Annotated in this window: 14 protein-coding genes and 3 pseudogenes; 6 read left to right on the top strand and 11 right to left on the bottom strand. The window is 64.7% G+C overall.

What is annotated here, in order from left to right; all coding sequences use genetic code 11:
- Window positions 1-130: 130 nt before the first annotated feature.
- The gene (locus WBV89_RS16555) at window positions 131-1,450 is read right to left on the bottom strand and encodes an NAD(P)-binding domain-containing protein (RefSeq protein WP_423982447.1); all 1,320 of its coding nucleotides are present in this window, start codon (window positions 1,448-1,450) and stop codon (window positions 131-133) included.
- A gap of 109 nt (window positions 1,451-1,559) precedes the next feature.
- Here WBV89_RS16555 and WBV89_RS16550 point away from each other — a divergent pair, with 109 nt between their 5' ends.
- Together WBV89_RS16550 and WBV89_RS16545 are read left to right on the top strand one after the other, a co-directional pair.
- Window positions 1,560-2,186, top strand: a complete 627-nt coding sequence (locus WBV89_RS16550) for a sigma-70 family RNA polymerase sigma factor (protein WP_423982446.1) — start codon at window positions 1,560-1,562, stop codon at window positions 2,184-2,186.
- 95 nt (window positions 2,187-2,281) lie between these two features.
- Window positions 2,282-3,091 (top strand): MBL fold metallo-hydrolase, encoded by an 810-nt coding sequence (locus WBV89_RS16545; protein ID WP_423982445.1) that lies wholly within the window; start codon window positions 2,282-2,284, stop codon window positions 3,089-3,091.
- Between the two features lie 107 nt (window positions 3,092-3,198).
- Here the strand turns inward: WBV89_RS16545 and WBV89_RS16540 are convergent, their stop codons facing one another.
- The 4 genes from WBV89_RS16540 to WBV89_RS16525 form a co-directional block, all read right to left on the bottom strand.
- Window positions 3,199-3,621, bottom strand: coding sequence for a hypothetical protein (locus tag WBV89_RS16540; RefSeq protein ID WP_423982444.1), 423 nt, complete (start codon window positions 3,619-3,621; stop codon window positions 3,199-3,201).
- 369 nt (window positions 3,622-3,990) lie between these two features.
- Window positions 3,991-5,343, bottom strand: a complete 1,353-nt coding sequence (locus WBV89_RS16535) for a cytochrome P450 (protein ID WP_423982443.1) — start codon at window positions 5,341-5,343, stop codon at window positions 3,991-3,993.
- A gap of 204 nt (window positions 5,344-5,547) precedes the next feature.
- Window positions 5,548-6,135 carry a DUF3592 domain-containing protein gene (locus tag WBV89_RS16530; protein ID WP_423982442.1) on the bottom strand — a complete coding sequence of 196 codons (588 nt, stop codon included), beginning with the start codon at window positions 6,133-6,135 and terminating at the stop codon, window positions 5,548-5,550.
- A 9-nt stretch (window positions 6,136-6,144) separates the two neighbouring features.
- Window positions 6,145-6,633, bottom strand: a complete 489-nt coding sequence (locus tag WBV89_RS16525; RefSeq protein ID WP_423982441.1) for an SRPBCC family protein — start codon at window positions 6,631-6,633, stop codon at window positions 6,145-6,147.
- Between the two features lie 86 nt (window positions 6,634-6,719).
- Here WBV89_RS16525 and WBV89_RS16520 point away from each other — a divergent pair, with 86 nt between their 5' ends.
- Window positions 6,720-7,307, top strand: coding sequence for a TetR/AcrR family transcriptional regulator (locus tag WBV89_RS16520; protein ID WP_423982440.1), 588 nt, complete (start codon window positions 6,720-6,722; stop codon window positions 7,305-7,307).
- A gap of 24 nt (window positions 7,308-7,331) precedes the next feature.
- On the opposite strand, the gene WBV89_RS16515 is transcribed toward WBV89_RS16520, so the two are convergent.
- The 4 genes and pseudogenes from WBV89_RS16515 to WBV89_RS16500 form a co-directional block, all read right to left on the bottom strand.
- Window positions 7,332-7,646: a TrmO family methyltransferase domain-containing protein gene (locus tag WBV89_RS16515; protein WP_423982439.1), complete on the bottom strand. Its 315-nt coding sequence runs from the start codon at window positions 7,644-7,646 to the stop codon at window positions 7,332-7,334.
- A 9-nt stretch (window positions 7,647-7,655) separates the two neighbouring features.
- Window positions 7,656-7,832, bottom strand: coding sequence for a hypothetical protein (locus WBV89_RS16510; RefSeq protein WP_423982449.1), 177 nt, complete (start codon window positions 7,830-7,832; stop codon window positions 7,656-7,658).
- Between the two features lie 81 nt (window positions 7,833-7,913).
- Window positions 7,914-8,447, bottom strand: a pseudogene (locus WBV89_RS16505) (RraA family protein); the annotation flags it as partial.
- Window positions 8,434-9,234 carry an alpha/beta fold hydrolase gene (locus WBV89_RS16500; protein ID WP_423982438.1) on the bottom strand — a complete coding sequence of 267 codons (801 nt, stop codon included), beginning with the start codon at window positions 9,232-9,234 and terminating at the stop codon, window positions 8,434-8,436. The gene WBV89_RS16500 and the pseudogene WBV89_RS16505, both read right to left, overlap by 14 nt.
- Window positions 9,235-9,286: 52 nt before the next feature.
- On the opposite strand from WBV89_RS16500, the gene WBV89_RS16495 reads away from it, so the two are divergent.
- On the top strand, window positions 9,287-9,904 hold the full coding sequence (locus tag WBV89_RS16495) for a TetR/AcrR family transcriptional regulator (RefSeq protein ID WP_423982437.1): 618 nt from the start codon (window positions 9,287-9,289) through the stop codon (window positions 9,902-9,904).
- A gap of 252 nt (window positions 9,905-10,156) precedes the next feature.
- Here WBV89_RS16495 and WBV89_RS16490 read toward each other — a convergent pair.
- Window positions 10,157-10,771: pseudogene (locus WBV89_RS16490) on the bottom strand (IS256 family transposase); the annotation flags it as partial.
- On the opposite strand from WBV89_RS16490, the pseudogene WBV89_RS16485 reads away from it, so the two are divergent.
- Together WBV89_RS16485 and WBV89_RS16480 are read left to right on the top strand one after the other, a co-directional pair.
- Window positions 10,709-10,840, top strand: a pseudogene (locus WBV89_RS16485) (hypothetical protein); the annotation flags it as partial. The pseudogenes WBV89_RS16490 and WBV89_RS16485 overlap by 63 nt on opposite strands.
- Window positions 10,841-10,870: 30 nt before the next feature.
- Window positions 10,871-11,044, top strand: a complete 174-nt coding sequence (locus tag WBV89_RS16480) for a hypothetical protein (protein WP_423982448.1) — start codon at window positions 10,871-10,873, stop codon at window positions 11,042-11,044.
- Window positions 11,045-11,442: 398 nt separating this feature from the next.
- Here the strand turns inward: WBV89_RS16480 and WBV89_RS16475 are convergent.
- The coding region (locus WBV89_RS16475; protein WP_423982436.1) for an ExeM/NucH family extracellular endonuclease at window positions 11,443-12,723 on the bottom strand (1,281 nt) is incomplete at its 5' end.

The following is a 12,723-nucleotide window of genomic DNA, read 5'->3' as shown; positions in this document are numbered from 1 at the left end:
GATGACGGGTGCGGCAACGGCGAACCCGTAGAAGAGCACGCCCCACGACACCAGCTGCGCGATCGCCAGCGTGAGGGTCGCCCGGCGAAGCGCTGGCGACCCCCACCCGGCGGAGGTGGCCCCAGTGGCGTCAGTTGCAGCAGGCGTTGGCCGCATTCGAGACCGCTGCCAGATCCCGCTCGACAGTGGCCGAGCCAGCACGCATGCGGTCGAGCGAGCAGACGCCGGTCTCGGGCAGGATCAGCTGGACGTCCTCGGCCGCTGCCTGGTCGCCGGCGAGCTTCGCCACGACGGAGCGAACCTGTTCGTACCCGGTTGCGAGCAGAAACGTCGGGGCTCGTCCGTAGCTCTTTGCGCCGACGATGTAGAAGTTTGGTTCGGGGTGGGCGAGTTCCGCTGCTCCGTGTGGAGGGACCGACCCGCACGAGTGCACGTTGGGGTCGATCATCGGTGCCAGGGACCGGGCGCTCTGCAACACCGGATCGACGTCGACACGCAATTCGGACAGCATCTCGAGGTCGGGGCGGAACCCGGTCGCGTTGACGATCCGATCGAACGGGCCAACCTTGCGACCGTCGACGGCGATCAGCGTGACCCCATCAGGGCCGCTGGCGATGCGCTCGGTCCGGAACCCAGTGACGAGCTGCACGGTGCCGTGATCGACGACGTGCTGAGCGTCGGCGCCCAGCTTGCCCCGCTCGGGGAGTTGGTCGTTGGCCGTGCCACCGAACATTTGTCCTGGATCCGCACGCCGCACGATCCAGGTGACCTCGGTGCCGGGAGCACGTTCGGTCAGCACGGCCAGATCAAGGACTGCGTTCTGAGCGGAGTGGCCGGAACCGACGACCGCGACGCGGCGTTTGGCGTAGCGTCGGCGATCACGACCCAGGACGTCGGGGATGCCGGCTTCGATCAGGTCAGCCGCGTGATGTTCACCGATCGCGGGGCGCCCGTCGGCTCCGACGGGGTTCGGCGTGAACCACGTTCCTGTCGCGTCGATCACCGCCCGGGCGAGCGTACGTTCCGGACCGAACGGGCTCTCCGTGCTGATCAGGAATGGGGCCTCGCCGCGTGCTGACGTGGTGACCTTGTCGGTTCCGGCGCGTGTGATGCCGACCACGAGCCGGTTTGTTCGCAGCGCGCTACCGATCGCTGGCATCGACGCCAACGGCTGCAGGTAGCGCTGGATCAGTTCGCCGCCGGTCGGATGCTCCTGGTCGTTCGGCGCGATCCAGCCGTCGGCCTCGAGCAATCGGCGGGCGGCCGGGTCGATGTTGTGGCTCCATGGTGAGAAGAGTTGGACGTGCGACCACTCGCGGATGCTCGTGGCGGCATCGTCGCCGACTTCGAACACGACGAACGGGATACAGCGTTCGTGGAGGTGAGCCGCAGCGGCGAGGCCGACGGGACCAGCTCCGATCACGGCGACGGGAAGGTTGGTGGGGGTCATGGAAATGTCTCCTTCAGAGCGTGGATGGATACAGGTTGAGACGCACCGTTCGCCCGTGAGATGCTTTCCTCGGGATTGTTGCGTCCGCCACCCGTCGGCGAGCGTCTGCATGACCATGGAGACGACGATGACACTGACCCACGACACCGACGGTGCACTCGACCTCGTCACGATTTGGGGCGAGGTCGGCGCGTCGATCGAGCGGTTCGTGCGCCGTCGGATCAACGATCCCCACCAGGCTGACGACATCGTTGCTGACGTGATGCTGCGCATTCACCAGAATCTCGGTTCCCTGGACGACCACGACCGAGTCACAGCGTGGGTGTTCCGCATCACCCGCAACGCGATTACCGACCACTACCGCCGTTCGGGCCGGCGACGCGAAGCGCCCGCCGCCGACATCGAACCGGTTGCCGAGCCGAGCGCCGACAACTGGCTTGACGATCAAGAGGCCACGCTGTCAGAGCTCGCTTCGTGCATCCGGCCGCTCGTCGATGCACTCCCCGCCGACTACCGGCGTGCGCTCGAGCTCACCGACTTCGACGGCCTCACCCAGACCGACGCCGCCCGGCTCGAAGGGATCTCGCTGTCGGGGATGAAGTCACGCGTGCAGCGTGGTCGCCGACAGTTCTCGACGCTGGTCAAGCAGTGCTGTGACGTCACCACCGATACCCGTGGCGAACTGGTCGACTTCCAGCTCCGCGTCGATGGGTGCGGTTGCCCTCCCCAGCAGTGATCTGACGCCGATGTCCGGCGAAGGACGCAGATTGAGACCTGGCCGTCAGAGCCACCGTCTCTACAGGTGTTCAACCTCAACAAGGAGCACCTGCCATGAACCAGTTCATCCGTCCCGTCCAGATCACCCCTGAAGCGCACCTCATCCAAAGCTTCTGGAAGCATCCAGGAGCACCCGTCGGTATCCACATGAATTCGATGGTGCTCGCCAGCCGCGAACCCGTCGTGTTCGACACCGGCGTTGCCGCCGACCGCGACGGTTGGCTCGCCGCCGTGAGTTCGGTCGTCGAGCCCGACGACGTCCGGTGGATCGTGGTCACCCACGAGGACCCCGACCACACCGGCAACCTCGCCACCGCCGTCGAGCAACTCCGCAATGCGACCGTCGTGACGTCGTGGTGGATGACCGAGCGACTCGTCGGCACGATCGACCTCGACCCACGTCGCATGCGCTGGGTCGCGAGCGGTGAATCGCTCGACATCGGTGACCGGACGCTCACCTTCCACCGTCCGCCGATCTTCGACAGCCCCACCACACGCGCCGTGTTCGACACCAGCACCGGATTGTTCTGGGCCGGAGACCTCGGCGCAGCGCTCGGACCCGAGGCCGTCGTGCACGCCGACGAGATGCCCGCCGATGAACTCGCCGCCAGCTTCGTCGCCGGGCACGGCTGGATCAGCCCCTGGATCTCCATGGTCGACGACACCAAGTACCAGACCGAGGTGAACCGGATCGCGAACCTCGGCATCACAACCTGGGCCCAAACCCACGGTCCCGTGTATGAGGGTGCCCACATCGATCGAGCGATCGAGCTGCTGCGAGGAGTCCCCGCAGCCGATGCGGTCCCCCAGCCCGGACAAGCCGACCTCGACGCGGTCGTGGCGTCGATGCTGACCGCTGCCTGAGGCAGATCCCCGGTCACATCGACCACTCGTTTACCACCGGATTCTCTCCAGCCCAGATCGGACTCGCCATGCAACACGCTCGTATTCAGCCCACACCGACGGCGTGATCACCGGTGACGACGGGTCTCGGGGCTGCTGACCACGAGGAGCCCGTCTTGGGTGAACGTGCGCGTGGAGAACCCGAAGCGTCGTCGCAGCTCAGCGCGAACTGCGCGTCGGAGTGCGTTCATCTGGTCGCCGGGGACACCAACGATCTCCGCGGTTCCATGGTCGTTGACCGCGGTCGCGGCGAGGTCGGCCAGCACTCCGACTCGGCTGTCGGGTACAGGTGTGGGAAATGCCTTGTCGATCACGGCCAGGCATTGGTGACAGGTTGGCGCCTCGGGACGTTCAACGATCTGTCCGGTGTGATCGGCGAAGTCGTCGGCCGCGGTGGCTTTGGCTGCGAGGTGAATCGCGGTCCCAGTTGCGGTCCGGGGGAGCAGCATCAGTTGATCGACGACGTCGAGGGCGTTGAGCCGGCTGCCCATGCTGACACCGTACGATTCTGAGGACACCCAGTCGATCGGTCGGATCAAGGTCCCGCACCGTGGTCGAGCTCGAGGCGCTGGCCATGTACCAACCATGTACCAGCACCTCGGTAGATGGAGGGGAGTAGAGGGGAATAGTGGGGAGGAGAAAACCTCGGCTGAGCAGGCAAGATGTGTCTCAACCTGGGGTTGAGTGATCTTCGGGTTTCGGCCTCATAGCCCGAAGGTCGCAGGTTCAAATCCTGCCCCGCCACCAACGAGAAGGCCCGGAACCATTGAGGTTCCGGGCGGGTCTTTCAGACGCTCCCGTCGGAGGCGGAGGGGCGGCGATATCCGCTGGCGTAGGCGGTTCGGTCGGGGTGGGTGGGTTCATTTCACGTGGATGTGGACGCCGTCTGTGGGGCGCATGCTGGCGAAGCCTGTGGGGGCGATCTCGGTGCGTTCGGGGACCAACGGCCCGGGTACGGCTCGTGCCAGTTCGAGTGCGAGCACCTTCAGTTCGGTTGTGGCAAAGGCAAGCCCCAGGCACCGTCGGGCACCGCCGCCGAACGGGATCCACGCACCCTGCGCGACGTGGTGGTGATGCTCGTGTCCTTCGATCCAGCGGCCGGGACGGAACTCGAGTGGGTCGGGCCACAGCGAGGCCATCCGATGCGTCACGTATGGGCAGTAGAACACGAACGGGCCGGGTGGCAGGGTGTGTCCGAGCACGTCGAACTCGGCCTCGATTCGTCGGCCGGCGATGTAGCCGGGTGAGCCCAGGCGTAGTGTCTCGCTGGTCACCCCGTTGAGCCACGGCATCCGAGCGAGCATGTCGCCGTCGATCATCGTGCAGTTGGTCTCCGAGTCGTTCGAACTGTTCGCGATCTCGTGTACTTCGCGCTGCAGCTCGGTCCACACGGTCGGGTTCGTTGCAAGGAAGTGCACCATCCACGAGGCGGCAGCGGTTGTTGTGTCGTATCCGGCGGCGATCAGGCTGACGATTTGGTCGCGGAGTTCGACGTCGGTCAACTGTTCGTCGTCGCGGGCGACCAGCAATGACGACAGCAGATCGACGCGGTCCGCGAGGTCGACCATGGTGCGCCGTCGTTCGATCTCGTCGTAGACGATCTTGTCTGCTGCGCGTCGTGACTTCATCGCTGCCCGATACGGGGTGCCTGGCCATTCGTGATCGAAGCGTTTCCACGGTGGGCGGTTGATGTAGTGGAACGCGTCCTCCAACCGGTCGCCGAACTCGTCGGCCCGGTTCCCCATGTCGTCACCGAACAGGGCGCTCATCACGATCCGGCGGATACAGACCCGCAACTCGCTGGATGCCTCGTGGTCGGTCCCCGGTGTCCAGGAGGCAAATGTCGACCGCGCTTCACTCGACATCATTTCGATCGTGTCGTCGAGCTTGCGTCGCCCGAACGCAGGCTGCACGACCGCGCGCCGTCGCGCATGGTCGGCGCCGTCCGAGACCACGATCGCCGTCTCGCCGTCAACGGGGATCAGGGGCTCCATCGCGTCATGCCACGACACCGTGCCGGCACCCTGTGCGAACACTTCGCGGGTTCCGGTCGGCCCGAAGACGTTGATCGCCCGGAACCGTCCGATGCCGAGGGCGCACACTTCTCCGTACTCGTCCAGCAGCTTCGGCAAGGTGCCGTAGACATCGCGAGCCAATCGAATCGTCCATCGAAGATTGGCGATCCCGCGGGGACCGGGAAGCGAATCACTCATGAGGTACCGCCTTTCAGGAGGAGGCTGTCAGCCGCCCGCTCGTCGAAGTCGAACACGTCGAGAGAAATCGGGTTGATCGGGGTCGGTTCGTCGATCTCGGCGGAGACGCCTCGACGATCAGCCTGGTCGCCTCGGTGCTGAAGCCGCGATTTCGGGCGCCGGCCGAAAGTGCGATGCGAAGGCTGTCCGGGTCCCACTCGTTGATCATGACTTCGCAAGCCATGCACCGGTCTCCGTGTCGACGGCAGCGAGGTCGAGTCGATCATTCTGATCATTGTGGTTCGCGCAGCACGCGGCGATCTGGCCCTGACGAACTGCGTCGCGTTGCCGGCTCCTGGCCATCGCGGACAGTACGACGATCAGCGAGAGCAGCGCCGTGACCATCCCGATCACGGCGATGATGGCTCCGCCCCGGACGAACCACTGCAGCCAGCGCCGGTCGATGTCGGTACGGCGCACCGATTCCGGGTCACCTGGGAGGTAGCTGATCTCGACGATCGACCCGACGGTCGGCGGTCGGCCGGTCGAAGCGGTTCCATCGGTCACGCGATGGGTCCGACCGGCGGTGTCGACATACTCGTACACAGGCGAGAAGACTGGTTTGGCGATGCCGTCGATCAACACCGTCTCTTCGACGGAACCAACGATCTCTGCTGTCGTGGCGACCCCGTTCTCGGGTGGCTCGGTGTCTGCCTTCGCCGACCAGCCGACGAGCACGAAGACGGCGCCGAGCGCGACGAGGAAGAAGCCAGTGACCATTCCGGTGGCGAGTCCGATCGTTGCACAACGCATGGCTGCAAGCTAGAGAACGGCGCCAGGAGCGATATCGGAATTGGTGTACCCCTCATACGATCCCGATTCGAGGTCGTTGCGATCCTCTTCGAGCCCCCGCGCGAACGCGCGCCGCACGCTGCGGCGGAGCAAGGGTGCCACCACGGCGTCGAGTCCGCGGACTTCGGCATCGAGACGGGCTTCGACCGTCGAGCGGTCTGCTCCATCGGGCTGGACGTCGAAGGTGATGGTGCCACCGGCGAACTGGCCAGAGATGACCGTGTTGATCAGCGGACCCTCGTCGAGTCGTTCGAGTTCGAGCTCTTGGGTGATTCGTACCGGGCCGACCCGCGTGACTTGTCGATAGTGGCACCGCGCGCCGTCTTCGTTGAGCACTTCGAAGCGGACGCCCCGATGGAGGTTCGTCTCGGCATGGTGAGCGACATCGGCGAACTGGCGTCGAACGATGTCGGCGGGTGCAGCGATGGAGATGGAGCGGCGGACGTCGAGGCTGGGCATGAGTTCATCTTCGCGAGATGGCATGCTCATGTCAAGATGGCATTCCCATGCCACTGCGGCCCGCGGCGGCGTGGCAGACTCTTGGCGTGAGTGAAGTTGCTGACGCGTCGTTCGTGCCCTCTTCCCTGCGCGAGGACAACCGGCGCCGACTGAGGGAGCGAGTCGTGGCCGCGGCTGTGGAGCTCGTTCGCGAATCGGGTGACGTCTCGTTCACGATGCCCGCTGTGGCCGAGCGTTCGGGTGTGTCACTGCGGACGCTGTACCGCCATTTTCCGAGCAGGGCCGATCTCGTCGAGGCGTTGGCGTCCGTCGCCGACCAGGTGGTCGAACTGTCACCACCGACATCACTGGACGAGATCGAGCCATGGCTGTGCGCGGCATGGACCAATCTGATGGCAGAAGAAGCACTGTTGCGTGCCCAGCACCTCGGTGCCAGCGGCACAGCGCTTCGCAGAGCGCGCACCCCGCGACATCGCTCCGCGACCGCCGCGGTGATCGACGCGCTGTGCCCGGGCCTTGCCGAGAACGCACGAGCCGAGATCATCGATGCCACGCTGCTGCTCACCTCGTCAACAGCGTTGTTCGAGTTCGTCGACGTACTCGAGGTGAGCGTCGAACGGGGCGCACACGTGGCGGCACGCGCGGTGCAGGCAATCCTGGCCACCCACTGCTGAGCTGAAGCGCACATCGATGCTCACTCAGTCGTGAGACGTGCCGGTAGTCGCCATGAGCTGGCTGATCCAGGTCGGTTGATGCACATCGCTTCGAGCTTGGAACTCGACGACGTGGGGCTTGATGTCGAGGACGGGCGTGGCGTCGATGGCGTCGAGACCTTTGACGGTGATCGTGAGGTCGGTGACATCGACGAGTTCACAGGTGGTGACGCCGAGTCGGTTGGGTCGGGCCTTGGCGGGCTGGGCGAAAATGCCGACGAGTGGCCAGTCGCTGCGTTTCCGTGGGCGCCGTGCCCCGAGGTTGATCTTGGTCGCCTCGACACGGTCGAACAAGTACACGACCTCGCCTCAGTCGTCGTCCTCGGGGGCGACTCGCGGTGAGTGGACGCGCCCGATTGCGGTGACGGTCGCGGTTGGCGGCTCCGTGCGGTCCGCTTGTCGACTGCTGATTCGGGCTTCGCCGGCACGGATCATGTTGTCGAGGTCGAGGAGACCGGCGGGCCCGCGTTGAATCGAAGCCGCCATGGCGCGCTCCGAGTCACGGATGCTTTCGAGCTGCGAGATGACGTCGTCGAGACGGTTCAGGGGAATGGAGAGGACGCCGTCCGCGTCGGCAACGATGACGTCGCCAGATCGAACTGTCCGTCCGAGGAGGACGGCCGATCCTCCGACGCGCGCTGGTCCGTTGGACATTGGGGGATTGGGGTTGAAGCCGCGACACCAGACGGGAAGCCCGGTGTCCATCACACCTTGGCGGTCTCGCATTGGGCCGTCGGTGATGAGGGCTGCGCCGCCGGCGTCGCGAATCACTGAGGCGATGAGTTCACCTCCGGCCGCACAGCTTGCGTGAGCGCGAGAAGCGGCGACAACGACGTCACCTTGTTGCACCACGTGGGTCGCGGCCAGTGTGGCGAGCACGTCTCCGGGAGTGTTGTCGGCGACGAGGGCCGGGCCGACAACGCTTGTCGATGGGCGACGTCCGACATCGATTGGGTGGACAGCGATCGTGGTTGTTACGAGAGGATCCGCAAGAGCGTCGCAGACCTGACTTGTCGGTGCGCCTCGAAGCGCTGCGAGCTGGTCGGGCCGCGGCCGAGAGAAGCTGGAGTCGACGAAGAGGAACGGTCTACTGTTCGACATTGCTGCTCCTGACCGAACTGTTGAGGTGAGCTGTGGTGTCGGCGTTGTGCCATTCGTCGAGAACTGAGGTGAGGACGCAGGCCAGCGCAAAGGGTGCGTCGCGTGCGATGAGGTGCCCGGAATCGACATTGACCACCTCGGTCTGCGGTACGCGACGGCGAAGTCGGTCAACGTCGTGGTCGGTGACTGCGGAGTCACTCGCGCGAACGAGCAGGATCGGTTGCCGGAACTGAGCGAGGACGCCTGCGAGGTCCGTGCCGTGGGCGAGGACGTCGTCGACCAGTCCGGTCGCACGGGCGAGTACTCCTTCTCGTTCCAGGAAACGCCGAGCGAACGACGGCGACGGGTCCGGAACGACATCGACGAGAACCAGGCCACGAATTCTTGTCTGCACGGTCTCGACCGACATCGCCCCGATCGCGGCGATGCCGCCGAGCGACGACCCAACGACAACACACCGTTGCCCGATGGAGTTGATCATCGCGACGGCATCATCGACGATCGGCCAGAACACGTCGCGCGTTCCTTGGCTGTTGCCGTGACCGCGCAGGTCGAACGTCACGCACCGATATCCGGCCGCCGCAAGGCGAACGGTGATCGGGGTCCACACCGACCGTCGCTCACCACCTGCGTGGAGCAACAAGATGGTCGGACCGGTACCGATCACGTCCCCGCTCAGTCGCACGTCCCCGCGATCCAGTTCGAACTGCTCGACAACGGGGCGCTTCGATACCTCTCGTGGATGCTCGATGGAGGTTTCTCCGATGATTACGCTAGCGCTCTGCATTGATTAATCAAGGTAACGATCCTTGCTTGGGTTGTCAAGGTAATGTCGCGGCATGTCGACGCGTCGCCGGCGAACCCCAGAGACCGCTCGTTCCGAAATCCTCGAGGCGGCGTCGAAGCTGTTGTCCACGGGCGGAGTCGCAGCGGTACAGGTGAGGGCCGTCGCGTCTCTCGTCGAGATGACCGACACGGGGGTCAATCACCATTTCGGCAATCGAGAAGGACTCCTCGACGCCCTACTTCGTCATGGAGGCCGGAAGGTTCGCCAGGCGGTCGAAGGGTCTGCTCGCGCAACAGGAGAAGGACAGATCGATCTGCGCCAGATCATCGACGCGCTCTCACATGTCTACTCGAATGGGTACGCGGAACTGGCCGTCTCACTCCACGCCGCAGGATGGCGTGACGACGGAGTTGGAATCCTCGAACCCATCGTCATGGCACTCCATCGACGCCGGGCCGATCCCGCTGCCGACATCGACGAGACGCGACACGCCGTCGCAGCACTCCACGCAGCAATCGCACTCGACCCGATCTACGGCGAAGCGTTTCGGGCAAGCGCAGGGATCAGCTCGCCGAACACCGACGAACCCGGGCGGACAAAGCAATGGTGGGAGCATCATCTCGCACGCAGTTTGGGAATCTCAGCACAGATCGATCCCTCCGACCACTGAGCCGACAACTCAAATCGACGCCCGAGCCCCGGTTTACGTGGACGCCATGATGTTCCCCCAGACCGGGTCACCTGCGATCGATCCGCTATTCCACGAACGGGCGGTACCGCCGGAACCTGCCCCCTCCGTCGCGAGGGAACGCAGATCGACGCCAGCAGATACCTGCCGGACCCGCTCGAGAACCGGCACGGCGAGCGGTAGCTGACCGTTCTGGGACTGACCAAGATGGCGCACAGTCTCGGGCACCAGGCCGCGAGACGCGAGGCGGAACGTGTTGCGGATGAGGTGCAGCACGCAGGTCTGCACGACCGCTAGGGGCCAGGTTGCTTCGATCGACTCGGGCAAGCCTTTGAGGCCGTCGCACACGACGATGCACGCGTCTTCGACGCCGCGGTTCTTGATCTCGGTGAGCACCTGGAGCCAGTACTTGGCGCCTTCGCCGCCGGTGCCGACCCAGAGTCCCAAGATGTCGCGTTTGCCGTCGACGGTGACACCGATCGCTGCGTAGACGGGCCGGTTGGCGACTTGGCCGTCACGGATCTTCACGACGAGGGCGTCGATGAAGATCACCGGATACACGCGATCGAGTGGCCGGTTCTGCCAGTCGGCCATCTCGTCGAGGACCCGGTCGGTGATCTTCGAGATCGTCTCGCGGGAAATCTCCGTCGAGTACACCTCCATCAGATGGGCCTCGACCTCACCGGTCGTGAGGCCTTTCGCGGTGAGCGAGATCACCATTGAATCGACCCCGTCCAGGCGGCGTTGACGCTTCTTGACCGTCTTGGGTTCGAAGCTGTCGTCGCGATCTCTCGGAACATCGAGGTCGACGGGACCGACCTCGGTGATCACCGTTTTGGCTCGGGTGCCGAGATCGCGAGCGGCGAACACGCTCGACATCGTCTCTCGCGTCCTGGCGACCGCCGACTGAACTCAGCAATCCATCTCATCGCGGTCACCCAGGACCGGATGCGCAACACTCGCGGGCGGGCCTACTTCGACAAGAAGATCGCCGAAGGCAAGACCCGCAACGAAGCCATGCGATGCCTCAAACGGCGAATCGCCAATCACATCTGGCGCATGATGATCGCCGACGAACGCCGACTCGCCGTCATCGACGACGGCACCGAAATCGCCGCTTGACAACACAGAGGAACCCCGGGACCGGTGACGGCTCCGATGTGCACTCGTCCCTTGAGAGGATCAGATTCCAGAGAAGAAGCGTCGACCGGCAACCACCCCGACGACGTGCGAGAGCGAGCAGTTCGAATGGTGTCGATCACCAGTACGAGTACCCGTCGCGGTGGAAGGCGATCGAGTCGATCTCCAACAGGCTGTCGATCAATCACGAGACATTGCGGATCCGGGCCTCGGGTGTGTGGCGCAACGGTGGGGGTGGACGATGTCCGCCTTGTTCAACGCTGGGGTGGTCGCTTCAGACCCCCGGCCTCGATCCGGACGTCCTTGAGGAGGTGATCAGTCCAGGGCCGCGGGAACGCCTGCGTTCGTGATGAGAACGGGCGGCTCGCTGGTTTCAGGCATTACGGCAATTCGCAGGAGACCAGGGTCTCACCCCGAATGCAGGTGTCGGTGCCGTCACCACCATCGAGGTCGTCGACGCCCCTCCCGCCGTCGAGCTCGTCATTTCCGCGGCCGCCGAGGATCCCATCCTTGCCGTTGCCTCCGTCGACGACGTCATCGCCCGCGCCGGCGTCGACATAGTCCGTTCCGTTCCCACCGTCGATGATGTCGTCTCCGTCCCCGGAGCAGATGACGTCCTCACCGTTTCCACCGAAGATCGTGTCGTCGCCACCGAACGAGACGATGACATCGGACTGGTTGGTGCCCGTGATCACGTCGTCACCGGGTGTGCCGATGATGGTGGCGGCCAAACCATTGCAGCTCGGGTTGTCGGGAACCGAGTCGAGTTCCAGTCCGACGAGGACCGGATCGTGGTCGGAGGAACGCAGAGCGTCGGGTGCGAACAGCTCGAGGACGCCCGACTCCCGTTCGAACGAGGCCTCACCCGGGTCGTGGATGTCGTCGTTGTAGTCGAACAGCGGAATCTCGTCGGCGTTGATGTGCCAGGCCGTCGTTCCGGTGACCTGTCCGAACAGGGCGCTGTTGGCCAACGCGTAGTCGAGGTAGCCGAGCTGTCCGTCGAACAGGTAGCTGTACGCATCGGCACCCTGGAAGTCGTTCATCAGGTCGGTGTAACCAGCGGCGATGAGGGCCATGATCGGGTCTTCCATCGCATACGAGTTGAGGTCGCCGATGATGAGGTAGTCGGGATCGCCACTGCCGGTGGGATCGGTCGTCAGATAGTTGGCCAGTGCGATCGCGGCAGCGGTGCGGGTGGCGGCGCAATTGGACTGACCATCGAGCGGCTCGGGGTCACCGACGTCGGAACACGACGAGCCCTTCGACTTCAGATGGTTGACCGCAACCGTCACCCGTTCACCTGTGCTGTTCTGCTCGAACGTCTGGATCAGTGCAGGCCGATTCTTCGTGTCGATAAACGTGGGGTCGACTGATGAATCGAGGATGGCGTAGTCGCCCACGGGCGAGACGCGTGCGGGCTGATAGATGAAGCCGACCTTGATCTGGTCGGTGCCGATCACCCCGGTGTCGAGCAAGTCGTACGTCCCTGCTCCCGCAGCGGCGTTGAGCCCGGCGACCAGGTCGGCGGTGGCCGTTCCGTCGTCGTTCTCGACTTCGATGATGCCCACGACGTCAGCGTCCATCTCGACGATGGCCGCCACGATCTTCGCCCGCTGCCGTTCGAGTTCAGCGATGCTGTCGGCACCACGCACGTCGAGCGT

Source organism: Ilumatobacter sp. (genome assembly GCF_049588435.1).
In the GTDB taxonomy this organism is placed as follows: Bacteria; Actinomycetota; Acidimicrobiia; order Acidimicrobiales; family Ilumatobacteraceae; genus Ilumatobacter_A.
The sequence above is the reverse complement of the archived record's forward strand: the minus strand, read 5'-3'. Positions and strand labels throughout refer to the sequence as shown.